The organism is Candidatus Merdisoma sp. JLR.KK011, assembly GCF_036941125.1.
In the GTDB taxonomy this organism is placed as follows: domain Bacteria; phylum Bacillota; class Clostridia; order Lachnospirales; family Lachnospiraceae; genus Laedolimicola.
This window is the reverse complement of the sequence record NZ_JAYWSZ010000004.1, coordinates 1,877,719-1,902,573: the sequence shown is the minus strand read 5'-3', so window position 1 is coordinate 1,902,573 and position 24,855 is coordinate 1,877,719. Positions and strand designations below refer to the sequence as shown.

The following is a 24,855-nucleotide window of genomic DNA, read 5'->3' as shown; positions in this document are numbered from 1 at the left end:
TATAGCAGTGAGCTGTTTAATTGCTGTTTACATATTCTTTTATAGTCTCTACCCACGTCTTATAGCCTTCACCATTAAGATGAGTACCATCTATCGAAATTTTATTGCTGATTATTTCACCATTTTCATCCAAAAAATGAGCATATATATCAATATATATACACTCTGACTTTAATGCAACATCCTGCAATTCTTTATTTAATTGTAAAATTTCCCATTCATATTCCGTTTGTGTTGGTAATACACTTTCTATATATACCTGACAGTCCGGCAATGAAAAATGTATTTTCTTTATAATTTCGGAAATGTTATTTCGTGTAACTTTTTTATCAATACCTCTTGCAATGTCATTGATTCCAATCATAATAAAAACTTTTGAAGGCTGATGCACTATTATTTCATCTATACGCGCTAGTAGTCCTGCAGATATATCACTACCAATTCCTCGATTCAACAAAGAAATATCTTCAAAAAACTCTCCAAAATTCCCTCTGGCCGTAAGACTATCTCCGGCAAATATAACATCTGACTTTCCTTGATACAATGAAAACATAGAAACATATGCATTGTACTGGGAATTCGTATAATAATCATATTTCTGTGCCTCTTTTATAATTGCAGGTATTATAATGGACAATTCTGATTGTGCAAAGGGCTCTTGTTCTTCCCTCCTAATTCTGAGATTCTGAAAGGAAATTATACAAATTAAAATCAAATTGCAGCATAGAGAAATTATTAGAGATATGAAGATCTTACTTCTCCTGTCCATTTGTCTCATTACTAATCTCCCGTTAAAATATCCATGTCTTTAAATTTTTATCAAAAATAAATAAAATCCACGATATCGGCATCATGAAAAAAATTGCAGCCATAATAATAAACATTGGTAAACGAAATACATATAATAAAGGCTGAATTGATTCATAAAGTAAAAAGCTATGAGTAAGCCACAAGTAAAGAGAACAACTTCCAATAATATTTATTCCCTTCCTACACTTTTCACTTTGAATAAGCACCGCTGCAATTCTGATTACAGCATACATATAGGGGATAATAAAAACAGAATCAAAATTTGAATATATTCCCAAATATCTTTGAATAAATATTTTAACCAAAGTTATACTTGATAATAAAATAACTGGAAACGCAATTGAATCTCCAAATATATGCCTTATTTTTTTATCAATAAATTCAAATATTGATTTATCGCATATATAAGCTCCCAGTAAAATAACTGGCATCCAGGTTAAATAATGTACAATAATACTAAGAACTCTTCTATCAAACATCCCCAATCCATAACATATTCTTGTACCTGTACGTAATAAAATAAAAGACAGTAAAATTAGTCCAATCGTGATTATACTATTTTTCTTTGCCTTTTTTATCAACTTATTTAAAAAGGGAAATGTAAGTACTGCTAATACATAAAAATAAATATACCAACAAAATCTAGATCCTTCAGACGATATAGAAAGTAATATCATTATTCCTTTTAAAGTTGTCAAACTTTGAATATCAAACTCATGGAACAATATTCCTGTGGGAATGTTAAAAAGAAACAGCACTAAAAAATAACTAAGATATATTTCCGCAATTCGTCTGAATATATTCTTTTTACCAAATCCATAATTCCACCCGTATCCAGTTGTAAATGCAAAAATACCTATGCAAAATTCACATGTATCCGAAACGGCCTTAGATATTAACACTCCCCCTATTTGAAAATCCAAAAGCATTGACGGTTCCGCAAGCCATTCAGTATTTAAAAGATGCAACATAAACATCAAAATAATAGCTATTGCTTTTACTGGATTCACCAGAGCCTTTTTATAAAAAACCTGCCCTTCGTTTGTCGTTTCCATACTATAGAGTCCTCACCTTTATCTTTGCCATATCTGTAGTAAAACATTTCTTGCAGATTGCTTATAAAATATCTTTAGTTCTCATTAATAAAACTTCCTGGATTCTACCATGCATATATTGATATTTTCTCTTACAAATAGAACAAGATAGTTTTTTATCCAACACTTGTCCACATTCACAAACCCATCCAACCTGTTTTGCCGGAACTCCGGCCACTAGTGCATGAGCTTTCACATTCTGAGTAACAACAGCTCCAGCTGCTACTGTTGCGAATTCTCCAACAATATGACCACATACAATTGTACAATTTGCTCCTAACGTCGCATCATGCCTTATCAATGTTTTTTTATATCCTTCCTGTCCCTTTGGATATCTCGCCCTTGGTGTTAAATCATTTGTGAACACCATGGAAGGACCACAAAATACGTAATCCTCTAGTTCAACCCCTTCATAAATTGAAACATTATTTTGTACTTTTACGCCATTACCAATTTTTACATTATTAGAAACGTTTACATTTTGTCCAAAAGAACAATTTTTCCCAATTCTTGCACCTGATTGAATATGGCTAAAATACCATATTTTTGTGCCATCACCGATTTCAACATCCCTATCAACAATACTTGACGGATGGATATAATACTCTATCATCTCTCACCTCACCATACATACATTAGCTACTCGGTATCTTCTCTCATCAATATTAAGAGATTTCTCGTTCTCTTAAGCATAAATGCACCATATATCATCAACCATATTGCGCCACATACAACCGTTTCCCCAAATGACAATATCTTGCCCTGCAAAAGCCTTTTTAAGCAAAATGCAGTGACTGCCAGTACTAGTAATATGACTGCCGGATACATATATTCTTTTAAAGTAAATATATCTTGAATCCTAATATCTATTATTTTAGAGGTTAAACGTAATTGATAATATGCAAGCAATGTAACACAACCAAGTGTAGAAAGTGCAGGCCCCCAAAAGCCAAACACATAATAAAAAACAATATTCAAAATCGCATTTGCCAGCATACTAATCAGAGAAGCTTTAAAAATATATTTCGTATTACCTGTCACATTTAAAAACATCCCAAAATATGTTGACTGGAAAATTAATGATATAGAATATATAGCAAAAACTATATAACCGCCAATATACTTTTCGGAATATAAAATCACCAATACTTCTTTAGAATAACTGCATAAAAAAACACAGAAAAAAATAATTACCGAATAAGAAAATAAAGTCACTCTGTTCCATAAAACTGCAGCATCCTTATATTTTTCATCCTTTATCATTTTAGATATTCTGGGAATCAATACAGTTGTAAACGAACTGGCTAGTACAGCAATTGGCAGTTCTCTGGATGCATTTGAATAAATTGCAAGTTCATCTGTTGTCAAAAAATATCCAATAATCAATTTATCCATTTCAACATTAAGTATTCCAACAGCAGATGCCAATCCTAACGGAATTGAAAAAGTCAATACCCTCTTTAGCAAATCCCATTTTATGCAAAAAGAAAAAGTGCCCACTTCACGATACGTAAGGAAAACTACCAGTAAAGAAAAAGCACCCTCTATCATTACATATAATGCCAGATAGCTCTGAAATGATTTACTTAAAAACTGAATAACAAATATTAGCACCAATTGAATAAAACTATGAGCAATCCGATATACTACTAAAAAATTTGTCCTGTGGAAATTGATAAACAGATTATCTGCTCCTGTTGTCAAAATTTTAGTAAGTGGAATAACTAAAAGAAAAAACCAATATTTTTGTATTTCTGGATTTCCAAAATATTTTATCCATAACGGGATTGTGGAAAATACCAATATACCTGCTATACTCCCCATAACACATGAGGTCGAAAAATATGTTCCCAAAAAACTTCTTTTTTCTGTTTTATCTTCACATCTTGGAAGAAAAAAATTTATACTATTAGGTAATCCAAGAAATAGGGCTGTTGATACTAGATTTATAATGATTAACAGTTCTGAATAAGTTCCATAATCCGTCAATGTCCTAAATCTTGACAGCAACATTGTGGATATAATTGTGAACAGCGTGACAATCCCCTTTGAAATTGTTAGCCAGACTGCATCAGTCAGCAAAGATCTTTTCATGAAATACTCCTTTGGGGCTTATCCAGATATCTCACTATTTTTGCCGGATTACCTGCTATGATACAATTTCCTTCAGAAAAGCTCTTTGTTACAATCGAGCCAGCACCTACGATTGTATGATCCCCTAATATTACCCCTGGAAGAATCACCGTATTCATTCCTATCCAGCAGTTCCTCCCAATCTCAATATCCTTTCCTATAGCATTTTGATCTAAATCATCAAAAGAATGGTTTGCAGTAATCAATCCCACTCCTGGTGCTATCTTTGTCCCTTTTCCAATTTTAAGCCGTGCATTTATAGACTGAAAATACGTACCCGGGGATGTAAAATTATCAATATCATCATTATCAAATTCAATATTTTTCCACTGCCCGATTTTAACAAGCGGGGAACATGGCCAAGGGACTTTTCTATTGACACCAACTATTTTTTGAACAAACCAGTACCGAAGCACCAACCTCCATCCCAATGTTAAATGATCACTGGCAAACATTTTGCCCGAAAGATACTCCCTTTTATAAAAAAGCCTGGCAAAGCAATGTACAAAAAAAATCAGAACCCTTTTCATCTTCCTAAAGCCTTCTTTACACTGTTTTTAACTAATAAGTATCTAGATGTTTTATATTGATTATGTTGTACTCCTGGTATGCTTAACATATTGTATATTTCATCATCAGATACTCCTATTCGCGATGATAGATCCGATATCAGTTTTTCTTTCTCTTCTATAGATATAACCGGCTTCTCCAGCATCTTTAAAGCTTCTTCTCTCGTTAACTGATCCGATGCAATCATACTAGAATAATGAGACTTTCTCTTATCAACGCCAAACTTATCAACAAGCCATATTTGCTGTACGAATTTAGTAAAGGCATTCTCATAATGCTTACCCCCATAATAGTTAAATCCGCATGCATCGTTTAATTCCTTAATTGCATTCTTCATGTTGTAATTAATATAATTTAATGGTGCATATACCTGTATCTTTAAAAATCTATGGTAAACATCCTGCTTAAATGGTGAAATAAACTGCAAATTACTTATGTCTGCTCTATTTCCAAACCGTCTATGAATATCATAAAGATTTTTTGTATCTTTATTTGTAAATGTATTTCCTCTTTGTAAAATGCATTCCAGTGCATAATTGATTCCTGAAAGAAAATACTTTATATTCTTTTCTTTTGCCAGTCCCCATATACCTGCTACAATTAAATTATCCTGTGGAACAGCACAATTCGGTACACCAGCACGCAGATAAGATGCAATTACATTATAAAATTGCTCTAAATCTACATTTAGATTAACCAAATCTACACCCATATATTTTACAAGATTTTTTACATTACTTATGCCGATTTCCTCATCAAACCCATCATTACAATGTACTGCCAGGATTCTCAATCCCCATTTTGAAGCAAGATATGCCAAATAAGAGGAATCCAGGCCTCCCGACAATCCCATAATACAGTCATATTCACTATTTCTACTATTATTTTTAATAGTCTCTACCATTTTACTGATTTCTTTTTCGCCAAGAGCATTTGGAAAATATTCGTTTTCCTTCTTTTTCATAGCCTCTCTCCAATAATTGGATACTCCTTCATTATCAAAAGAAATACATGGATCTCCTACATTATCCATTACACATTTCGTACACATCTGTTTCATAGCTGCTCTCCTTTTTCATGCTACTTTAGTTAAATAATATCTCTCTAAAATAACTAATCGAATCATTGTCATTAAAATTTTTTTCTGCAAAATTTCTTGCATTTTTCACTATAAAATCCGCCTTTTTAGAGGATGTCTCTGTTATTGCCCTTTTTATACCTTCTGAAATCCCTTCAATTGAATTATCAACAAAGCAACAGAAATTTTCATCCACAATCTTACTTGTGTCATCATCTCTTATCGTAACAATATAGTTCCCTGCACTAATACTTTCCAAGAGAACCTGGGAGGGGTAATTTGTTAAATCACTCAGCGATAAAAATATCTTGGAATATGGTAGAACATCTCGCATATCAGCATATCCGCATAAAGTCACATATTCCTCCATATCATATAATTTCAGCTTTTTGACAATTTTATCTTTTAGAATTCCGTCTCCATAAATAAATACATGAAATCCAGCTTCTTTTATATCTGTTTTAGCTTTTTTTATAGCATCTACAGCTTTCTCAACATTTTTTGCTGGGATTAGACGTGATGCAAATACAATATTTTTAGATTTATTTTTTGGTATAAAATCAGACAAATTTATAAATGGACAAGGTGTTATTTTTACGTTATCATAATGCCTTTTTTTAAATTCACTTAATGCTGCCGGGTAAAGGCAATCAACCATATCCACTTTTCTGCAAAGATATCCAAATGCCGCCTTTTGCCTCCAATGGAGAAATTTAAATCTGCTTAAATACATATTGGCTACAGTCATAACTATCCGATATTTATGTGGCAAAAAAGTCAAGACAAGCCCCATATGGTTAATATTAAAAAACCATACAGTATCAAAACGAGCCTTTCTTATGGCCTTGATACATTTGAAATCTGATTCAAAAAAGTTATATCTAATATCTGTTAATCTTTCTACTTTTAAAAAGTTCTTAACTCCGGTACTTTCTCCTGTAAAATAAATTGTGCATTCTAATTCGGACATCTTATCAAGTGCATTCAGCACTCTCCCTAACCTTCTTTCCGCACCTCCATAAATTTTCTCGATTCTTAGAAGAAGTACTATCCTTTTCATAACGTTTTCTAACCTTTACCATGGAAATTCTTATTATAACAAAGAGAAACAAACTTGTTAACTGTTGCCTAAAATCATTTGAAAAATCACCTGAAATACAAAAACTCATATATACAAATAATATTGCTGCATAATACTCATGCGCAAATATAACATTTTCTTTTATTCTTTTATAAAAAACTTCTATTTTTCTTCCCACATATCCTACCAGTACTGCATAAAAGATAACCCAAATAACTCCCCCAGAGTAATAAGCAGAAGCCACTATCCCAGGTGGAATTTGTGCCACCCCGGTTTCCCCAGCTATATAAGCAGAATTAAACACTGTCAAACTTTGTCCCTTATTAACCCCTAGCAGTAATGATGGAATAGGGGAACACAACATAATCCAAAATTCTCCAAAATAATTATGCGTATGCGTACCATTGCCTACCATTTTAATTGCTGTTTCTACAGATATAAAATAGTGGTCAAAAGCATTTAATAAACTTCTAAGCATAATCAAAGGACTAGCCGCAGAATACCTCCCTTCCTTTGTAATCTGCGTCAAATATAAATCAAAAGCATATTTCACTCCATGTTCTCGTATCATCCCTGCTGCAAAAATAAAAGGTCTGTATAAAACTATAAATATAATTCCAAGAACCAGTAACTGGAATAACTTTTTAACCAAAACTTTATTATCTTTCTCTATGTTTATGCGCGCTATAATAAACACCATAAAAAACTGAAGCATTGCTCCTCTTCCGCCTTTAGAAAGCTGAATCAAGAATGCACTTATAAGTGATATAATAATTAGGATTCTATATGATTTTTTTTTATTCCAGTATGCAAAAAGAAGTACGGGCGCATACAATACCACATTATATAACTTATTAAGGAACTCATAACTTGCGTTATTAGACAAAACTATTCCATCTCTAATAAAATGTATAGAACTTAAAAGCTCTTTTACTCCGCCAAACAAATTACAATATAGAACAAAGCAAGTCATTGAAAAAAACAATACACCAATCACAATAAATCTAGTCGTATCATTTGCACGATTTACTTTTAAAATATAACTATTATTCTCTCTCATTTTTGCATGAAACAGCAAAGTAAATGTAAAGTAAAATAATATAATCAAAAAAAATCCGTAAAATGTCGATTCCACAAACCAATCATAACTAGATGCATAATTGCCCTCAAAGCCAAATATACAGTGCCGTATTCCCGGAACTGCATAATACATAAGCACTGACACATTAATAACAAATTCTGTATTTACTCTCTTCTTTTTAAAGATTGTAATCAATCGTATAATAAGAAAAGCAGTGAATACCAAATATAATGCACCCAAAAGTTCCTGCATTGCTTCTGTTCCTTCCATCCTTTAGCCATTTATTAATAATTTGAATATAATTTCAGTCCAGTTAAATGACAGTTCTTCTTTTCTTTTTTTCTGTTTCTCTTTTAATTCCTTATAATAAACCTTATCCCGATAAATTTGAGTTATTTTTTTCTCCAAAATACTCCATTCTAAATCGAAAACAGCACTATCATCATTTATCATCTCTGGAATGCCTCCTGCATTACTTCCTATCACCGGAACTTCATTATATAATGCTTCCATTATCGTATTGGGGCATGAATCTGCAAGAGATGGAACTACCAACATATCTGTTTTTTTTAGTAAACTCAAAGGATTATCCATTCTCCCCAAAAACTTTATATAAGGGTGATTATACTTTTCCTTATATATATTAAGTTTTTTTCCTCCACCTATAAGTATAAAGCGAACTGCTCCTTCTTTTTTCACAATAGATTCTGCTGCCTTTAAAAATAGCTCCTGACCTTTTCTTAAATCTTCAAATTCTCCTATAAAACAAACCCAAAATTCGCTCTTGTCACGATTTAATCCTGTTGTCTCATCTGTTAAAGACTTATTTATAATCCAGGAAGGATTCACATTATTTATTTGTATGCGAAATTTTGCCTCTATGACTTTTCTGATAAATCCATGTCTCTTTAATAATACATTTTTATCATACTCACATTGGCAGATAACTGTTTTTGCCTTTAAAAGTGTAATTCCTTCGCTCAGCCACTGCATTGCAATTTTTAGTCTTTTCTTTAGATTAATTTGCCCATTTACACTAACCTTTTCATATCCGATCATATCCTTTCGAATCATCAGGATTATATTTTTTACTCTTGCAAGGCATAAGCCAATAGCAGGAGGAACATCAAATACTATAACTGCATCATATTTTTCTTTTTTAATCTCACGGAAGACGCATTTGTTGCGCAAAAAAATGCATGCTTCCGGCGGAATAAATTTAAAAAGTTTTATTTGAGGTAATTCATGCATGTGATATTTCGCTTTTAATCCTGCCTTTTTTAAAATATCATTGTTCTCACTACAGCAAAGATCCGAATAGATCTTATATCTACCTATCTTTATTTCCTTTTCTACACTATATTGTGCAAGTTCGATAAATCGCTTTACTCCTCCTGTCTGTCTGGTATTAATAATATTTCCCGAAGCATATAGGAGAACCTTTTTGTCTGCATCCACTCCACATTCCTTCATACAATTTTCCTATTCCTTTACACGTTGAGATCTCATATTCACTACTTTTTTATATGCCTCTTCCATCTGTATTACGTTATATTCAATATCATATCTTTCTAAAACGCGTTTTCGCCCATTTCTTCCCATGCGATAACGAAGCTCCTTATCTATTACGAGCCTCTTTAAACCGGCTGCAATTTCTTGTATATTTTTTCTTTTTACAATAATTCCTGTCACCCCGTCCTCCACTACTTCACAAAATCCTTCTACATCAGAGACAACTACGGGAAGCTCCATAGCCTGTGCTTCGACAACCGCAACGCCAAAGCTCTCACTATCTAAAATACTTGTCGCACAGAAAATATCCATTTTGCTCATGGCCTCCGGAACCAACGTATTACTTACTTCCCCCATAAGAGAGACAATTGAACCTAGCTGCAATTTTTTGATCAACTCACAAAGTTCTTTTTCCTGCACGCCTGAACCATATATCTTACAACGTAATTTTGGTGCCAAATTTGAATACTGCTTGTCTCTCTGTAAATCCTTTTTAAGTACTTCTATTGCTTTTATAAGATCTTCTATTCCGTATTTGGGAGAAAGACTTTTTACATTTCCAATTACTATAGTGTCATCCTGTTTACTCGTAAATTTTTCCGGATTAAATTTATTTGTATCTATTCCAAACGGAGTGATTGTAACAGGTCTCTCATGTCCAATAAGTTTATATACCTTTTCTGCCATACAATAACTTGTCGAGCCTATAGCCTTTGCATGAAGCAAATTCTTTCTTATAATATTCATGCATAATTTATTTTTATAAGGAAAACCATAAACATCGTGTCCCCATACAGAAAGCATTTCATTATCCAGTCCTGCAAAACGTGCCAGCGTTCCAGTTCCGCTGGCATTATGCACATTTGCCACATTCGGATGATATTTCTTCTCTATTTTTTTCAAAAAAGGAGCATTTAAATAATATCCAATCCTGCCGCTAAAGGGTAATTCAATCAGTTTTGCTCTGGAATCAATTTCTTGCTTGGATTCATCTGAAGACCTTGGAATAACAAATATTACTTCATGCCCTCTTTTGCAAAGAATATTTACCCACTTTTTTGAATGCACTTCCGTATACCCAACAAATAAAATTCTCACTAAAGTTTCCCCCTGTTTTTTCCCAAAGCTTTAAACATATATATTGAATATACATTGCTTAAAAATATCTCTGGACTTTTTGACTCTACAACTAAATTTACGGCTTTGGCAATTTCATTGCTAGTCCCATGCCCTACAATCATACATTTTATGTGCTATTTTCCTATAACACTTCAATGTTTTCTCTATTTTCAATTTTACTCATAGCATTTTTTGTATCGAATATAATTTTGGCATTTTCCTGTACCATTTTATAATCTATATTATGATGTGCTGCTGTAATCATAATGAGATCGTATTTAGATACCACCTCCGGTGTCAGTTCTGTAATACTAATTCCATTTACTCCATATATATTCTTAAATTCAGGTACCCAGGGATCAAAGTATTCTACTTCTGCCCCTACCTTTTTAAGTTCCTTTAAAACTCGGATTGCCGGTGATTCTCTATAATCGTCAATATCATTTTTGTAAGCAATGCCAAGCATTAATATCTTTGCACCGTTAATAGCTTTTTTATGGCGGTTTAATAAATGCATTGCTCTCTCTACACAATACTCGGGCTGTTTATCGTTAATAACCATAGAATTCTCTATAAGCGTAGTATGAAACCCATATTCTCTTGCCTTCCAGGTAAGATAGTATGGATCAAGTGGAATACAATGCCCACCAAGACCCGGTCCCGGATAAAATGCTTGAAACCCATAAGGTTTTGTTTTAGCCGCTTCTATGACCTCCCAAACAGATATTCCCATTTTGTGGCATAGACGCCCCAGTTCATTTACCAATCCAATATTTATATTCCGATAAGTATTTTCTAAAATCTTTTCCATCTCAGCAACAGCCGGCGATGAAACTGTATGCACTTCTCCATCGAGCACAGCTCTGTACATTGCTGAAATTGTTTCTGCCGCATCTTTCCCTATTGCTCCAACTACTTTGGGAGTGTTTTTTGTATTATAATGCAAGTTACCCGGGTCAACTCTTTCCGGAGAAAAACCTAAATAAAAATCCTGGCCGCATACAAGACCCGAACCCTTTTCCAAAATAGATTTTATTAACTCTTCCGTTGTTCCCGGATATGTTGTTGATTCCAAAACAACCATCGTTTCTCTTTTTAGATATTTTGAGATTTCAATACATGATTGTTTTACATAACTTATATCTGGCTCTTGGTGTTCATCCAATGGGGTCGGAACACAAATTGCTATAAAATCTACATCCTTTATAAAATTAAAATCTGTTGTTGCTGATAACATTCCTTTTTCAACTAATTCCGCTAAATCTGAATCAACTACATCCCCAATATAATTATGTCCCGCATTTACCATATCCGTCTTAACCGACTGCACATCAAACCCAATTGTCTTAAACCCGGCCTTTGCCTTTTCTACAGCTAATGGTAAACCAACATATCCCAGTCCCACCACACCTGCAACAATTTTTTTTTCATTGATTTTATTAATAAGTTTTTCTTTCATTACAAATGCCTCACCATTTATTAAACTAAATTTTCTCCTATCATATCAACACTTGCAAATTCCTTTAGCGGAAATTTTACAGGCAGCCCTGTTTTCTGACTTTTATATATGGCTAAAACTACTTCAAGCGCATTCCTGCCATCTACTGCAGTAACATAAGGTTCTCGATTCATTTCTATTGCATCTATTACATCTGCAAATAAGCTTAAATGTCCATTTCCGTATACATTATTTGTCTCTTCATGAAATCCCTGTATGTCCCCATCCGCATCATTCATATCTGAAAAATCCCAAACATCAACACTATTTGTGGAAGTTCCTCCTATCTTTGCGGTCCCTTTTTCACCAAACAAGTAAAGCGTTTCTTCCAGATTTTTGGGATATACATTCACAGTGCCTTCAATTGTACCAATTACACCATTTTTAAATTTCACTACAGCCATTCCCACATCTTCAGCTTCCATGTAATTATGATACTGCTGTCTTGTCAGCCCATATACTTCTTCTATTTCTTCCCCCAGCATCCAACGAAAAAGATCAATCCCATGTATACATTGATTCATCAGAGTGCCTCCGTCGGAAGCCCATTTTCCTCTCCACAATGCCTGATCATAATATTCCTTATTTCTATTCCACCGGACATGAATAGCCCCATGGGAAATCCTTCCGAATCTCCCACCTTCCACTGCTTTTCGCATCTTCTGCACCGCAATATTAAAGCGGTTCTGATGACAGGCTGATACTTTCACGCCTTTCTCTTCAGACCGCTTAATAATCTCATCCGCATCTGCAATAGACATTGCAATGGGTTTCTCAATAATAATGTTGATTCCATGATCTATGCAATACAATGCAATTTCAGCATGCATACCGCTATCTGTGGCAATACTGATAAGTTGTAAATCAGGATTTTCATCTACTAATTTTTTATAATCATTATAGTGTTTTATCGTATTGTCTTTTTCTATCCCTCCCCATTTTAAAAGTAAATCCATGGCCTTAGATTCTATATCGCACACAGCCGCAATTTCTAATTTATTATTAAGAGCTGCCTTTATATGATTTTTTGCGATTCTTCCACACCCTATTAATGCATATCTCATTTTTCTCCTCCATTATTTATATATTGATTTTATTGTGTGAATTACCATATCCTGTTCTTCTTCTGTTAAATACGGCGAAAAAGGTATGCCAAAATTACAGTTGGCATACCTTGCTGCATTTGGAAATTCTTCATTATTATCCATATGAAATGCATCCATTCTATGCATCTCTTTGGGATAATATAATAAAGAGGGAATATCTGTTTTCTTCATCACTTCAAGAACTTTTGCCCTATGCTCCTTATCCTTTGCTAAAAGGACATATTGTGCATATGAGCAGCGGCATCCCTCTTTCACAAACGGAATCTGGAATATGTCTGCAAAAGCATAGTCATAACGTTTTGCTATTCTTTGCCGTTCTTGTATTTCTTTATCCAGAATTTCCAGTTTAGCAAGTAGGACAGCTGCTTGAATTGTATCTAATCTTGAATTGATCCCTATTCTAACATTGTCATATTTACTGCTTCCTTTGCCATGCATTTTATATGATCTAAGTAAATCCGCAATATTATCGTCGTCTGTTAATATAGCTCCTCCATCGCCATAGCATCCTAACGGTTTAGATGGAAAAAAGCTCGTACAACTGATATCACCAATGCTTCCACACTTTTTGTCCTTATAAAACGCCCCTATTGCCTGTGCCGCATCTTCAATAAGAATTAACCCATATTTCTTACAAATATGTTCTATTGCTTCCACATTTGCCGGGTTTCCCAGAAAGTCCACCATAATAACAGCTTTGGGATTTAATGTTCCTTCTTCTATAACTCGCTTTATTTCTTTTTCAAGACATTCCGGGGAAAGATTATATGTTTCCGGCTCTATATCTACAAATACAGGCGCTGCTCCCAGCATACAAGCCGGTTCTATTGATGCGATAAAGGTCATATCCGGACAGAAAACTGCGTCGTCCTTTCCTACACCATAGACAAGGCAGGAAAGTAATAATGCATCTGTTCCATTTCCGCAGGAAATACAGTGCTTTCTTCCTATATATTCAGCAAACTTTTTTTCAAATTCATCTACTTCACTGCCTCCGATAAAGCTGGCTTTTGCCATAATATTCTGGATTCTTTCATCAATTACAGGTTTCAAAACTTGATATTGTTTCTTTAAGTTGATAAATTCCATAATAACTCTCCTCACTGCAATATGTTTTTCTTAGGTAATATTTTATCTCTCCGCAAATAACTATACGTTTATTGGTATGATTTCATCTGTTTCGGCAGCAGTATACTGCTGCCCACAGGAAACACATTTCAAATTCTTGTTCAGTTTACATCCACATTTGCAAACATACGCATAAAACCGAGCTGGATTTCCCACAACCATTGTATAATCTGGCACGGTTCTTGTAACTACGGAACCAGCCCCTACGAATGAATACTTACCTATATCATGTCCGCAAACAATCGTGGCATTTGCACCAATTGTTGCTCCTTCATGAATGATCGTTTCCTTAAACTCATTCTTTCTTTCTATAAAGCTTCTAGGATTTGCAACATTAGTAAACACGCAATTAGGTCCCAAAAATACGTTGTCTTCACATATTATGCCTGTATATAAAGCAACATTATTTTTCACCTTTACATAATTTCCCAGTTTAACCCCTGTCTCAATAAAAGCATTTTCACCAATATTGCAATGCTTTCCAATCGTTACTCCTTTCATAATATGGCACCAGTGCCAGATTCTCGTCCCATTACCAATTTTGCATCCCGGATCAATTATTGCTGTATCATGTACAAAAAAATCATTTTTCATAATTAATGTTAATACTCCTGCCTACTCAATTATTTTTCTAAATTTTCTTGCTATCGGCGACATCTCATTAAGCAGAGAATGCGGATAATCACTTTGCTTCTTAGGCGGAAGATTTATCCATGCATCTAATTGTTCCAATGAAACACCCATATAGTCAGCCAAAAATTTCTTATCACTGTCAAGTAAATCTTGAGATAAATATAAAGGTTCTTCTAGTTTTCTTAAAGCTTCATCTCTTGTCATCTGGCCCGAAACTATAAGGCTGGAATAGTGTGATTTTCTCTTATCTGCACCATACTTTTCCGGAAGGTAATAGCATTGCAGAAATCTCGTTAATATAGACTCATAATGTTTTCCGCCATAATATTCAAATCCGCAAAATTCATTTAGTTTCTTAATACTTTCTTCCAGATTATAAGATATATAGTTCAGCGGCCTGATATGTTTTAAACTTGACAGAAAGCTTCTCTTCAAATATCTATCACTAAGAGTAATAAATTCTGTCTTTTTTATCGGCATTTCTCCAAACTTTTTATGGATAGCAAGAATATGTTTTTTATCACAAAAATTCACATTTCCATCCCCATGTTCCAGGATACTTTCATGTGCAATATTGTTCCCATCCAGCGAATACTTGATATTATTATCCTTTCCATATTGATCTATGGCTTTAACAATCAGGTTATCCTGTACGATTGCCAGATTTGGTACAGATGCCTTAAAAAGAGCCTTAAGTAAGTCTGCATATTCTTCATGGTCTGGTTTTAATGTAATTAAATGTGTATTGGTTTTATTAATAAGCTTTTTAATATTCTCTACTGCTACTGGATTATCAAGCCCGTCATCAATGTGTACAGCCAGCATTCTTAAATTATATTGATATCCCAAATAAAGGATATATGAACTGTCAATTCCGCCTGACACGCCTACCAGACAATCAAATTTGTCTTCTCTGCATTCTGATTTTATCTGTTTAATTGTTGCATCCAATAGCTTTTTCCCTTCTTCATTGGGAAAATAAGAGGTTGGCATCCGTTTTATAACATCACTGCAATAATTGCAATATCCCTTATTATCAAATGTGATTGTTCGATCCGATTTATTATCCATTACACATCTTGTACATCTTTGATATTTATACATATTATCCCCAGCTTCCTATCAAACAAATATTATTAAGTCTACCAATAAGCAACTCAGTATTTCTATCTTTAATTACATACTCTCTATAATATCTATCAATTTATTTGTCATATTTTTAAAATCAAAATCCATAGCCGCCTGACGGGCGTTGGATGACATTCTTTCCTGATTTTCTTTAGAATCATTAAAAATTTCCATAATTCCGGAAGCTATTTCTTCTGGCGAAAATCCAGTTGTTTCTCTCCCACACTTATATTTATTTATAATGCTGAAATTAGGGCAGACTGTTGAAAAAATTGGTTTTCCTGCAGCCAAATACTCAAACAGCTTATTGTAGCTTACCCCAAACCTCAGTATCGGCGACATCTCCCAATGTAAAAGAGTTAAATCTGCCTGCTTAATTACTGATGGTATATATTGTTTTTCAATGCGCCCTTTAAAATCCACATTTGAAATATTCTCAGTTTTTACCCGTTCTTTTAAAGTATCTATTTCATCTCCATCACCCCATATTAAAAACTTAATTCTCTTCTCTGTTATCCTTTTTGCGCAATCTAAAATAATGCCAAGATTATTGACCCTCCTGACAGAACCAGTATATACAATTTTATAAATACTTCCATTTTCAAGATCGGCATCCGAAAATTTATAAGTCTTTGCTTTCTCATCAAAATCCGATAGATCAATGCCGTTATTAATATGATAAACTTTATTTATATCAATCTTTTTTTTGCCTTTTACATTCCATCCCTTTTCTTTAATATATTTCTTTCCTCCGGACATCGTAAAAATCAAGGCATCCGCCTTTTGATATATCCATCTTTCGCCCAAATATAATAATTGTATGAGTAAATTACTTTTTTTAAAGTGCTTTGAATAAGAAACTATGGTTTCTGGCCACAAATCACGTACTTCGCATATGCATTTTACCTTGTACTGCTTTGCAAGCTGAAGTCCTGCTACCAGCGTTAAGGGATGAACAGAGGATGCATAAATCATGTCCGGCCTCCCATATTTACTGGCATATGCTTTTGCTGCTCTTTTAACGTTTCTATAAAAGTCCAGCATATTAAATACTCTTTCTTTGTTATTATGATAAGGGCGCCCTTTTACAAATATAAATGGCACATTTATTTCAGGTTCTATACAGGCAATCCATCTTTTATTTTCTTTTATATAATTTTCCTCATTGCCATGCTTTCTATTGCAGCAAAAAACAATTGGATTATAACCATTAATTTTTAAATATTTAGCAAATGAATAATGACGTCCACCTTTGTCAAAATACATATTTCCTGCATAATGATTTAATATCCATATAGTCCTTTTCATTTGCCTTCCTCCGTCATAATAGAATATTTTTTCTATTATTTAATATTCGTGTCTGCGTTCCCTGTTATAGAGCATACAATGTAATATTTACTTAAGGCAGGAATTGATATTACAACAATTTCCTTTAAATTCTTCCATCGTCACAGATGCTTCCGAAGACACACCTTCTCTTTTTATTACTGTTTTTATTGTGTCAACAAGCACTCTGATATCTGTTACAAACGAAATATGGTCTACATACCAGACATCCATTTCAAATCTTTCCTCCCAGGAAACAGTATTTCGTCCATGAGACTGTGCATATCCTGTCAGACCTGGGCGTATTTCATGCCGTCTGTGCTGCTTTTCACTGTATAAAGAGAGATATTTAACCAAAAGAGGTCTCGGCCCAATCACTGCCATATCCCCCCGCAGAATATTCCACAATTCCGGCAGCTCATCAAGAGATGTGGAGCGAAGCCACTTTCCAAAGGGGGTAAGCCGGATTTCATCCGGCAGCAGTTCTCCATTTTCATCTCTGGCATCTGTCATTGTGCGGAATTTATAGAGCTGGAAAATCTTTTCATGCAGTCCCGGCCTCTGCTGCTTAAAAAGAACCGGGCTTCCCAATTTAATCCGGACGCAGACTGCCACTGCCAGGAGCACCGGGCTCAGAATCAAAATTGCAGCCAAGGCGCATAAAAAATCCTGCGGCCGCTTTACATATTTTTCATAGAATCCCTGTCTGTGCATCTCTTCTGCCATGAATGACTCTTTTTGCCGGAACCCCGACATACGTTCCTTTCCTTTCAATATCTCCAATCACAGCTGCACCTGCGCCTATTACACATTCCTCACAGATGCTTACATTATTTACAATACAGCTTCCCACGCCTACCCAGACCCTGTCTCCAATGAAAACTGTTCCCGAAATGTGGCTGCCCGGTGCCGCATGTACATAATTTCCGATTCTGCAGTCGTGATCGATCGTACTTCCTGTATTCACAATGACTCCCTTTCCAAGGATACTTGCACTGTTTATTACCGCATTGGCCATAATGACAGTTCCTTCTCCCAGCACGACATTTTCACCTAAGGCTGCAGTTGGATGGACAAGCGTGGCAATCCTGGTATCTCTCTCTATCTTTTTTTGAATCTCGCTGCGGATCCTGCAGTCCCCGACTGCCACAATGAACTCACAAGTGTCTTTCCACTTCTTATACTCTTTTACACTTCCAAGAAGCTGATACCCTGGTATTTCCTTTTCCAAATCATCATCCAGAAATGAAATCTCAGAATATCTCCCCAGTTTCCTGGCTATATCTGCTACAACCTTCCCATGGCCGCTGGCCCCGATAATCATTAACCTTTTACTCAAAACATTCTCTCACAGTCTTCACTATTGCCTCCTGCTGCCCCACCGTCATCTTATTATCCGAAGGCAGACACAGCCCTCTCCGAAAGATATCGGCTCCCACATCCACAGTCTCCTCTTCCTTAATATAAGCATTACTCTTCGCCCGTCCGTTCCCAGCTGCCGTAACAAACCCGTGGCTCCTGTACACCGGCTGCATATGCATAGGCTTCCAGATAGGCCTTCCTTCCGCATTCAGCTTTCCAAGGGCCTCCAGGATCTCATCCGGACACGACTTCCCGTTTTCACTCTTATAGAAAAACCGGTTCTCGGATCTCACACTCTCACACATGGCATCCGGATCTATCAAAAGGCAGCTCAGCCAGAAATTCGGCCGGCTGCACGACTCATCATAAGGATTCATCCTTACCGGCAGATCCCGAAACCCTTCCCGATACCTCTCATAAATCTCCCGTTTCTGCTCGATATGCTCTGAAAGATATCCGAACTGCCCTCTGACCACACCGGCAATCACATTGCTCATGCGGTAGTTATATCCCAGCTCCTCATGCTGGTACCAGGGCGCCGCCTCCCGGCTCTGGGTGCTCCATTTCCTCGCTTTATTGGCATCTTCCTCTGAATGGCACAGCAGCATTCCTCCGGAAGACCCCGTGATAATCTTATTCCCGTTAAAGCTGATAATACTGTAATCTCCAAATACCCCTGTCTGCCTGCCGCAGTATGCCGCACCGAGAGATTCCGCAGCGTCCTCAATCAGCAGCGCCTTATGGGTGTCACAGACTGCCCGGATCTCCTCTATCTTTCCAGGTGTCCCGTAAAGGTGGGCCATAATCACAAGCTTCACATCCGGATACAATTCAAAAGCCTGCTCCAGCGCTTTGGGAGACATATTCCAGGTATCGTATTCTGTATCTATGAATACCGGCTCCCCACCCTCGTAAACAACAGGATTCACTGTAGCGTCAAAGGTCATATCCGAGCAGAACACCCGGCGTCCGTAGAGGCTGCCGCCCCTTCCCAATCCGTCCGGCGTAGACACCCCAGAGCTGCTGCCATACAGGCGCTCCGCCGCCAGCTTCACTGCCAGATGAAGGGCCGCCGTACCGCTGCTTAACGCCACTCCGTGTTCAATTCCGATATAACCGCTGAGCAGCCGCTCCAATTCATTGATATTTTCCCCTATTGTGCTCATCCAGTTTGTTTCATAGGCTTCCAGCATATATTTCTTCTCATCCCCATGCATGGTGGGCGAGGAAAGCCATACCTTTTCCGGAAATCTCTCAATTATCATACGAATTCCATCCCTCTATTTTTTTATCTAAAAAAGGAAGGTCATACCTTCCTCTCATTTCTTCTCCACAATCTCCAACCCCACCTGCGCATTCAGCACTCTCCCAAACATGGGAATCTCCAGATAAGCCTTCCGCTTATGCCTGTCAATCCTCTTGATGCTCCCTTCCATCCCTTGAAGAGGCCCGCTAAGCACAATTACCTGTGTCCCCACAATATACCCTTCCGAAAACCTCACAACCCGTTCCCTTCCGGCCAGCACTTCCACAATCTCAATATCCTCCCTTGTCATAGGCGTCCACTTCTCTCCCACTCCAAGGATCTTCGTCAGTTCCGGAATATGCTTCAGCGACTGGTACAGTTCCTCCACCTGGTCGCTGATGACAAAAATATAGCCTGGAAACAGAACGGCCTGCTCCTGCCGCCACTGTCCCAGGTACTTTCGTCTGTGCTCATATCTTGGAGAAAAACACTCCTTCAGATATTTCTGCACCCCATATTTTTTTATCATTGCCAGGATCTGTTCCTCTTTTCCTGCTGCAACCTGAATTACATACCACATATGCGTACTCTTTCCTTCTGTAATGAATGGCAGCCTCCCCACAGACATGCTGCTTCCGGCCCTTCATCCTAAAAATGAGTATGCTTCGCCACTTCGCACTTTCGTCCGAATTCGATTCCTTACACTGCTATATCCACCCTCCTCCAAAACGCGGCGAAGCGACGATTTTGGAATCCAGGCTTTTTAAATATTCTATAGTTAATTACTGATGCAAAAATAACCGGCCGGCAATCCCGACCAAAGATAATGTTACTTCCAATTCTTATCCGGGGTGCCAGCCTGCACAAAGCAGACCGGCAATCCCCATAACTTCACAGGATCTCAGACCGCAACTGTCCCCAGCACCGGAATATCTCTTCCCGAAGCCAGCTCCCGTTCCTTCTTAATCAGCTTGGAATAGGAAACGCCTTTCTTCTCCAGGAATACCACTGCATCATATCCGTCCAGTTCTTCCAATGCCGCTGCGTCAAATACAATCTGCCTGTAATCAGAGAAAACAGTATCCTGCATATGTTCCTTTAGACAGCCGCAGAACTCTGCAACGTCTTCCTTGGCTATTGTACCAGTAAGCATGATTTTTTTCAAGCCCTCTTTTTGTGCTGCCGCTCCCTTCAGGCTGGCTGCCGCAATCCGCATCTGCTCATCCCTGGAAATATTGGCATAGGCCCCTTCCTCCAGATGGTAAAGCCAAGTGTCAATAAAGCCAAAGAACTTCTTTTTTTCTGCAGGTGCTTTCACCTCTCCTAAAAGCTGCATTCCAAACTCTTCCCGGAATGTCTCCGTACTCTGGAGCCTGCCGCTCATCAGATAAATAAGAATCAGCAGGAACGCCATCAGAAATGCTCCCAGCACCAGGCCTACAATTGCAAACTTCACGCCAGCAGACACCGGATTTGCCAGGACAATCTCTTCTTCAACCGTAATTGTCTCGCCCTCTTCTTCCAGTACCGTTTCCAGAGCGGTCCGGGAAGTCTGCAGATTCCCCAGCTCCGTTGTATAAGAAGCTAATATATCGGACTGATATTTGCGAATGCTCATATCTGCCTTTTCCGACTGTACAGCTGCCAGAAGCTCCAGTTCATGCTCTGCTATTTCGCCCTGAAGCTGATTGCTGTAGGCTGTCACAGCTTTTTCAATCTGAGACAGATATTCCGTACACACATCTTCGCTGGATGCCACTATCCCTATCTCGAAAATGACCTGCTCGGGCATTGCCACCTGAACCTCAAGAACTCCGCCGCCCTGGGCTGCCTGGAAGTTCGTCGTGCTGGTGGAACGGTAATTATTCTGACCGTCACATGAGAAAGAAAGCAGGTATTGAATCTCTGCTTTGGAAATATCTTCGTCTATTCCGTAAAGCTCCTCTGCAAGCCTTCCGTCCCCAACATAATTTCCGTAAGCAGTAATCAGGTTCTCCAAAGCATTTGCTGCCTGCTCATCTGCTATGTTCAGATAAAAGCTCACAGTCCCTCTGGGAAGATGATAAGGATCCAGCTTCATAATGACAGAATCCTTCATATAAGTCTCCTGCCTCTCTATTTCCTTCTCACTGTTGGCAATGAGCTTCTCATAGTATTCCACGTTTGGATTTTTTATCAATCCCTCCGCATCCCTATCCGCCGTTTCATCCTCATCCTCATTCTCCTTCTCCAAAAGTGCCTGCTCCTGCCGAAGCTGATTCCCCTTTACCGTAGACATATACTTATAGCATCCTGCCGCCACGGCAACAACCAGCATAGCTGCCACAATCCATCTCCACTTCTTCAGACAGTAAAACATCAGCTCCACCAGACTGATCTCTTTTTCATAAGTTTCCTGATACTCGTTCATTGGATATCTTTTCCCCTTTTCTTTATTTTTATCACTTTACATTGTAAAATCTTTCCTTATTCACGCTGCATTCTTCCGGCCGACGGAAAGCTGGTATGGGATTGCAGCGAATTAATTGCTTTTAATCACATAAGTGGGCACAATCTCCTGAACCTTCCTCCGGATGGCCTCCGAATCCTCATTGGCCGCCTTCTGCAGCTCTTCCAGCTGCCTTAAGAACCGCTTTTCATCCATCTCAATGGGTTTTCCAATATGAATAAGCTGATTCTCTGTCCCCTGGAGCCCTTCCTCGCTCATCAGCAGCTCCTCGTACAGCTTTTCTCCCGGGCGCAGGCCCGTAAACTCAATATCGATGTCCTCATAAGGCTTATATCCCGACAATCGGATCAGATTCTTGGCAAGATCCACAATCTTCACAGGCTCTCCCATATCCAGCACAAAGATCTCGCCTCCCTTTGCCAGCGCCCCGGCCTGGAGCACAAGGGAAACCGCCTCCGGAATGGTCATAAAGTAACGGATAATATCGGGATGGGTTACAGTCACCGGACCGCCCTGCTCAATCTGCTTTTTAAACAGCGGAATCACGCTGCCGTTGCTCCCCAGTACATTTCCAAACCGCACTGCCACAAAATCCGTCTTGGAACAATTGTTCATCGTCTGAATAATCATCTCGCAGATTCGCTTGGAAGCCCCCATAATGTTGGTGGGATTCACCGCCTTATCCGTGGAAATCAATACAAACCGCTTTGTTCCATACTTATCCGCAGCCTTTGCTGTCTTATAAGTTCCGAATACATTGTTCTTGATGGCCTCGTTGGGGCTGTCCTCCATCAGAGGCACATGCTTGTGGGCCGCCGCATGATACACAATATCCGGCCGGTAAGTTTTAAATATGCTGTCCACCCGGTGGGTATTGCGCACAGAGGCAATGAGCACCGTCAGCTCCAGCTTCGGATAATTGTGCTTAAGCTCCTGCTGGATATCGTAAGCATTGTTCTCATAAATGTCCACAATGATCAGCCGCTTCGGATTGTGCGCCGCTATCTGCCTGCACAGCTCGCTTCCGATGGATCCGCCTCCGCCCGTAACCAGAACCACCTTGCCGGAAACATACTCCATAATCTTGTCCAATTGTATCTTAATGGGTTCTCTTCCCAGCAGGTCTTCAATCTCCACCTTCCGCAGCTTGGACATGCTCACCTCGCCCTTAATCATCTGATAAAGGCCCGGCAGCACCTTCAGCTCACAGCCTGTCTCCTGGCAGATATTTAAGACCTCCTTCACCTCTGGCTGAGGTACGGAAGGCATCGCCACAATAATCTCGTCAATGTTCAGTTCAAAAGCCAGACGGGCGATATCTTCCCGTCCGCCCATGATCTTGATGCCCCGGATATACTTTCCGTGCTTGGCCGCATTGTCATCAACCACACAGCAAACGCACTGATCCAGGTAGCGGCTGTTCTGCAGCTCCTTGATAATCATGGCCCCGGCCTCGCCGCCTCCGATGATCATCGTCCGCTTTCTGGCGTCCTTGCGCTCTCCCATTCTCCGCTCCTGGAGCATACGGAGAATCCGGTACGTAAAGCGCACCGTTCCGATTCCCACAATCAGCAGTACGTATTTCATCAGATAATAGCTTACAGGCATCCGCATTCCCAGAAAAGCCATAAGCACAATCTGTATGAGAATACTGGCCGAGCAGGCCCCTATCACATTCAGCAGCTCCGTTGTGCTGGCAAACCGCCATACGCTCCGGTACAGCTTGAACAGCACAAACAGCAATATGGTAATAAGCAGATTCGCAGCCAGATACTGAATCTCAAAATCTACGTACCGCATCTCCATATTGCTGAAGCGGAAATCATATCGAATATACAAAGCCAGGAAACCGGATACGGTAATCAATAAAATATCTACCAGCACCAGCAGCGCAATCCGGTTCCTGGGTGCGTTTTTTTCTACAAACCTTTCTAAATTCATATACATCCCTCTTTTGCAATTGTGCATATACGGACATATTATACACCAGTATTGTCCTCCTGGCAAACTTTATTTATTCTTATTTCAAAAAAGTTTTTTTATTTTTTCCCGAAAACTTTACGATATTTCCTTTCTCGATCGTATTCATTTATACAATTTAATATTTTAAAAGGGAGGGGTTCAGCATGAACAAAAAAATTCAAGCTATTTTGCACTCAGCAGGCATATTCCGTCACTACTATGGGTACAGTTATTTCCAAGATGCCGTCCTTCTGGCTGTAGAATGTCCGGACAGACTGCAAAGCATCCGGAAAGAAATCTATTTCCCAATTGCGCAGACACATCACACTACAGTCGCCAATGTAGAACGAAATCTCCGAACAGTCCGTGACGCTCTTATCAAAAACGGCGGTCTGGAAACCCTGGAGGCCATGATGGGATGTTCTTTACCTTGTGGGAAAAAGCCTTATCCTAAGGATCTCATCTGTATTTTTGTAGGATACTTAAGCGAACAGTAACACCGGATTTCCTATAAACTTCAGCCCCTGCGCTGAAATCTA

Annotated in this window: 23 protein-coding genes; 1 reads left to right on the top strand and 22 read right to left on the bottom strand. The window is 38.0% G+C overall.

Features of this window, described 5'->3' with window-relative positions:
* Nucleotides 1-16: 16 nt before the first annotated feature.
* The 22 genes from VV089_RS23025 to VV089_RS22920 form a co-directional block, all read right to left on the bottom strand.
* Nucleotides 17-778 carry a GDSL-type esterase/lipase family protein gene (locus VV089_RS23025; RefSeq protein WP_334337546.1) on the bottom strand — a complete coding sequence of 254 codons (762 nt, stop codon included), beginning with the start codon at nt 776-778 and terminating at the stop codon, nt 17-19.
* Between the two features lie 13 nt (nt 779-791).
* Nucleotides 792-1,865, bottom strand: a complete 1,074-nt coding sequence (locus tag VV089_RS23020; protein ID WP_334337545.1) for an acyltransferase family protein — start codon at nt 1,863-1,865, stop codon at nt 792-794.
* A gap of 61 nt (nt 1,866-1,926) precedes the next feature.
* Nucleotides 1,927-2,517 (bottom strand): acyltransferase, encoded by a 591-nt coding sequence (locus VV089_RS23015; RefSeq protein WP_334337544.1) that lies wholly within the window; start codon nt 2,515-2,517, stop codon nt 1,927-1,929.
* Between the two features lie 26 nt (nt 2,518-2,543).
* On the bottom strand, nt 2,544-3,998 hold the full coding sequence (locus tag VV089_RS23010) for a lipopolysaccharide biosynthesis protein (protein ID WP_334337543.1): 1,455 nt from the start codon (nt 3,996-3,998) through the stop codon (nt 2,544-2,546).
* Nucleotides 3,995-4,567, bottom strand: coding sequence for an acyltransferase (locus tag VV089_RS23005; protein WP_334337542.1), 573 nt, complete (start codon nt 4,565-4,567; stop codon nt 3,995-3,997). The genes VV089_RS23010 and VV089_RS23005 overlap by 4 nt, the downstream gene beginning before the upstream one ends.
* On the bottom strand, nt 4,564-5,667 hold the full coding sequence (locus VV089_RS23000) for an N-acetyl sugar amidotransferase (RefSeq protein ID WP_334337541.1): 1,104 nt from the start codon (nt 5,665-5,667) through the stop codon (nt 4,564-4,566). The genes VV089_RS23005 and VV089_RS23000 overlap by 4 nt, the downstream gene beginning before the upstream one ends.
* 25 nt (nt 5,668-5,692) lie before the next feature.
* Nucleotides 5,693-6,745, bottom strand: a complete 1,053-nt coding sequence (locus VV089_RS22995; protein ID WP_334337540.1) for a glycosyltransferase family 4 protein — start codon at nt 6,743-6,745, stop codon at nt 5,693-5,695.
* Nucleotides 6,660-8,117 carry a hypothetical protein gene (locus tag VV089_RS22990; protein ID WP_334337539.1) on the bottom strand — a complete coding sequence of 486 codons (1,458 nt, stop codon included), beginning with the start codon at nt 8,115-8,117 and terminating at the stop codon, nt 6,660-6,662. Before VV089_RS22990 ends, VV089_RS22995 begins: the two co-directional genes overlap by 86 nt.
* A 3-nt stretch (nt 8,118-8,120) precedes the next feature.
* Nucleotides 8,121-9,320, bottom strand: a complete 1,200-nt coding sequence (locus VV089_RS22985) for a glycosyltransferase family 4 protein (RefSeq protein ID WP_334337538.1) — start codon at nt 9,318-9,320, stop codon at nt 8,121-8,123.
* A gap of 9 nt (nt 9,321-9,329) precedes the next feature.
* Nucleotides 9,330-10,457, bottom strand: coding sequence for a glycosyltransferase (locus VV089_RS22980; protein ID WP_334337537.1), 1,128 nt, complete (start codon nt 10,455-10,457; stop codon nt 9,330-9,332).
* Nucleotides 10,458-10,620: 163 nt separating this feature from the next.
* The gene (locus tag VV089_RS22975) at nt 10,621-11,937 is read right to left on the bottom strand and encodes a nucleotide sugar dehydrogenase (RefSeq protein ID WP_334337536.1); all 1,317 of its coding nucleotides are present in this window, start codon (nt 11,935-11,937) and stop codon (nt 10,621-10,623) included.
* A gap of 20 nt (nt 11,938-11,957) precedes the next feature.
* A complete protein-coding gene (locus VV089_RS22970) occupies nt 11,958-13,040 on the bottom strand; it encodes a Gfo/Idh/MocA family protein (protein WP_334337535.1) in 1,083 nt (360 codons plus the stop codon).
* A 12-nt stretch (nt 13,041-13,052) separates the two neighbouring features.
* Complete coding sequence (locus VV089_RS22965) at nt 13,053-14,171, bottom strand: DegT/DnrJ/EryC1/StrS family aminotransferase (protein ID WP_334337534.1); 1,119 nt, start codon at nt 14,169-14,171, stop codon at nt 13,053-13,055.
* A 60-nt stretch (nt 14,172-14,231) separates the two neighbouring features.
* Complete coding sequence (locus tag VV089_RS22960) at nt 14,232-14,804, bottom strand: acyltransferase (protein WP_334337533.1); 573 nt, start codon at nt 14,802-14,804, stop codon at nt 14,232-14,234.
* A 21-nt stretch (nt 14,805-14,825) separates the two neighbouring features.
* The gene (locus VV089_RS22955; protein ID WP_334337532.1) at nt 14,826-15,947 is read right to left on the bottom strand and encodes an N-acetyl sugar amidotransferase; all 1,122 of its coding nucleotides are present in this window, start codon (nt 15,945-15,947) and stop codon (nt 14,826-14,828) included.
* A gap of 72 nt (nt 15,948-16,019) precedes the next feature.
* Complete coding sequence (locus VV089_RS22950) at nt 16,020-17,279, bottom strand: glycosyltransferase family 4 protein (RefSeq protein WP_334337531.1); 1,260 nt, start codon at nt 17,277-17,279, stop codon at nt 16,020-16,022.
* An 87-nt stretch (nt 17,280-17,366) separates the two neighbouring features.
* Entirely contained in the window at nt 17,367-18,023 is a 657-nt protein-coding gene (locus VV089_RS22945) for a sugar transferase (protein WP_334337530.1), read from the bottom strand.
* A complete protein-coding gene (locus VV089_RS22940; RefSeq protein ID WP_334337529.1) occupies nt 17,989-18,636 on the bottom strand; it encodes an acetyltransferase in 648 nt (215 codons plus the stop codon). Before VV089_RS22940 ends, VV089_RS22945 begins: the two co-directional genes overlap by 35 nt.
* Nucleotides 18,629-19,924: a DegT/DnrJ/EryC1/StrS family aminotransferase gene (locus tag VV089_RS22935; protein WP_334337528.1), complete on the bottom strand. Its 1,296-nt coding sequence runs from the start codon at nt 19,922-19,924 to the stop codon at nt 18,629-18,631. The genes VV089_RS22940 and VV089_RS22935 overlap by 8 nt, the downstream gene beginning before the upstream one ends.
* A 54-nt stretch (nt 19,925-19,978) precedes the next feature.
* Nucleotides 19,979-20,485, bottom strand: a complete 507-nt coding sequence (loaP, locus tag VV089_RS22930) for an antiterminator LoaP (protein ID WP_172541841.1) — start codon at nt 20,483-20,485, stop codon at nt 19,979-19,981.
* 321 nt (nt 20,486-20,806) lie between these two features.
* Nucleotides 20,807-22,315 carry a hypothetical protein gene (locus tag VV089_RS22925; RefSeq protein ID WP_334337527.1) on the bottom strand — a complete coding sequence of 503 codons (1,509 nt, stop codon included), beginning with the start codon at nt 22,313-22,315 and terminating at the stop codon, nt 20,807-20,809.
* Between the two features lie 111 nt (nt 22,316-22,426).
* Nucleotides 22,427-24,301 carry an SDR family NAD(P)-dependent oxidoreductase gene (locus tag VV089_RS22920; RefSeq protein ID WP_172541843.1) on the bottom strand — a complete coding sequence of 625 codons (1,875 nt, stop codon included), beginning with the start codon at nt 24,299-24,301 and terminating at the stop codon, nt 22,427-22,429.
* 179 nt (nt 24,302-24,480) lie between these two features.
* Here VV089_RS22920 and VV089_RS22915 point away from each other — a divergent pair, with 179 nt between their 5' ends.
* Nucleotides 24,481-24,813 carry a sporulation initiation factor Spo0A C-terminal domain-containing protein gene (locus VV089_RS22915; RefSeq protein ID WP_172541844.1) on the top strand — a complete coding sequence of 111 codons (333 nt, stop codon included), beginning with the start codon at nt 24,481-24,483 and terminating at the stop codon, nt 24,811-24,813.
* Nucleotides 24,814-24,855 lie beyond the last annotated feature (42 nt).

Bases quoted from the DNA above. Each gene is read 5' to 3' on its own strand.
- VV089_RS23025 (WP_334337546.1), bottom strand. From the start codon at position 778: ATGAGACAAATGGACAGGAGAAGTAAGATCTTCATATCTCTAATAATT.
- VV089_RS23015 (WP_334337544.1), bottom strand. From the start codon at position 2,517: ATGATAGAGTATTATATCCATCCGTCAAGTATTGTTGATAGGGATGTT.
- VV089_RS22985 (WP_334337538.1), bottom strand. From the start codon at position 9,320: ATGAAGGAATGTGGAGTGGATGCAGACAAAAAGGTTCTCCTATATGCT.
- VV089_RS23005 (WP_334337542.1), bottom strand. From the start codon at position 4,567: ATGAAAAGGGTTCTGATTTTTTTTGTACATTGCTTTGCCAGGCTTTTT.
- VV089_RS22935 (WP_334337528.1), bottom strand. From the start codon at position 19,924: ATGATAATTGAGAGATTTCCGGAAAAGGTATGGCTTTCCTCGCCCACC.
- VV089_RS23020 (WP_334337545.1), bottom strand. From the start codon at position 1,865: ATGGAAACGACAAACGAAGGGCAGGTTTTTTATAAAAAGGCTCTGGTG.
- VV089_RS23010 (WP_334337543.1), bottom strand. From the start codon at position 3,998: ATGAAAAGATCTTTGCTGACTGATGCAGTCTGGCTAACAATTTCAAAG.
- VV089_RS22920 (WP_172541843.1), bottom strand. From the start codon at position 24,301: ATGTATATGAATTTAGAAAGGTTTGTAGAAAAAAACGCACCCAGGAAC.
- VV089_RS22925 (WP_334337527.1), bottom strand. From the start codon at position 22,315: ATGAACGAGTATCAGGAAACTTATGAAAAAGAGATCAGTCTGGTGGAG.
- VV089_RS22975 (WP_334337536.1), bottom strand. From the start codon at position 11,937: ATGAAAGAAAAACTTATTAATAAAATCAATGAAAAAAAAATTGTTGCA.
- VV089_RS22955 (WP_334337532.1), bottom strand. From the start codon at position 15,947: ATGTATAAATATCAAAGATGTACAAGATGTGTAATGGATAATAAATCG.
- VV089_RS22960 (WP_334337533.1), bottom strand. From the start codon at position 14,804: ATGAAAAATGATTTTTTTGTACATGATACAGCAATAATTGATCCGGGA.
- VV089_RS23000 (WP_334337541.1), bottom strand. From the start codon at position 5,667: ATGAAACAGATGTGTACGAAATGTGTAATGGATAATGTAGGAGATCCA.
- VV089_RS22990 (WP_334337539.1), bottom strand. From the start codon at position 8,117: ATGGAAGGAACAGAAGCAATGCAGGAACTTTTGGGTGCATTATATTTG.
- VV089_RS22995 (WP_334337540.1), bottom strand. From the start codon at position 6,745: ATGAAAAGGATAGTACTTCTTCTAAGAATCGAGAAAATTTATGGAGGT.
- loaP (WP_172541841.1), bottom strand. From the start codon at position 20,485: ATGTGGTATGTAATTCAGGTTGCAGCAGGAAAAGAGGAACAGATCCTG.
- VV089_RS22945 (WP_334337530.1), bottom strand. From the start codon at position 18,023: ATGGCAGAAGAGATGCACAGACAGGGATTCTATGAAAAATATGTAAAG.
- VV089_RS22965 (WP_334337534.1), bottom strand. From the start codon at position 14,171: ATGGAATTTATCAACTTAAAGAAACAATATCAAGTTTTGAAACCTGTA.
- VV089_RS22950 (WP_334337531.1), bottom strand. From the start codon at position 17,279: ATGAAAAGGACTATATGGATATTAAATCATTATGCAGGAAATATGTAT.
- VV089_RS22970 (WP_334337535.1), bottom strand. From the start codon at position 13,040: ATGAGATATGCATTAATAGGGTGTGGAAGAATCGCAAAAAATCATATA.
- VV089_RS22915 (WP_172541844.1), top strand. From the start codon at position 24,481: ATGAACAAAAAAATTCAAGCTATTTTGCACTCAGCAGGCATATTCCGT.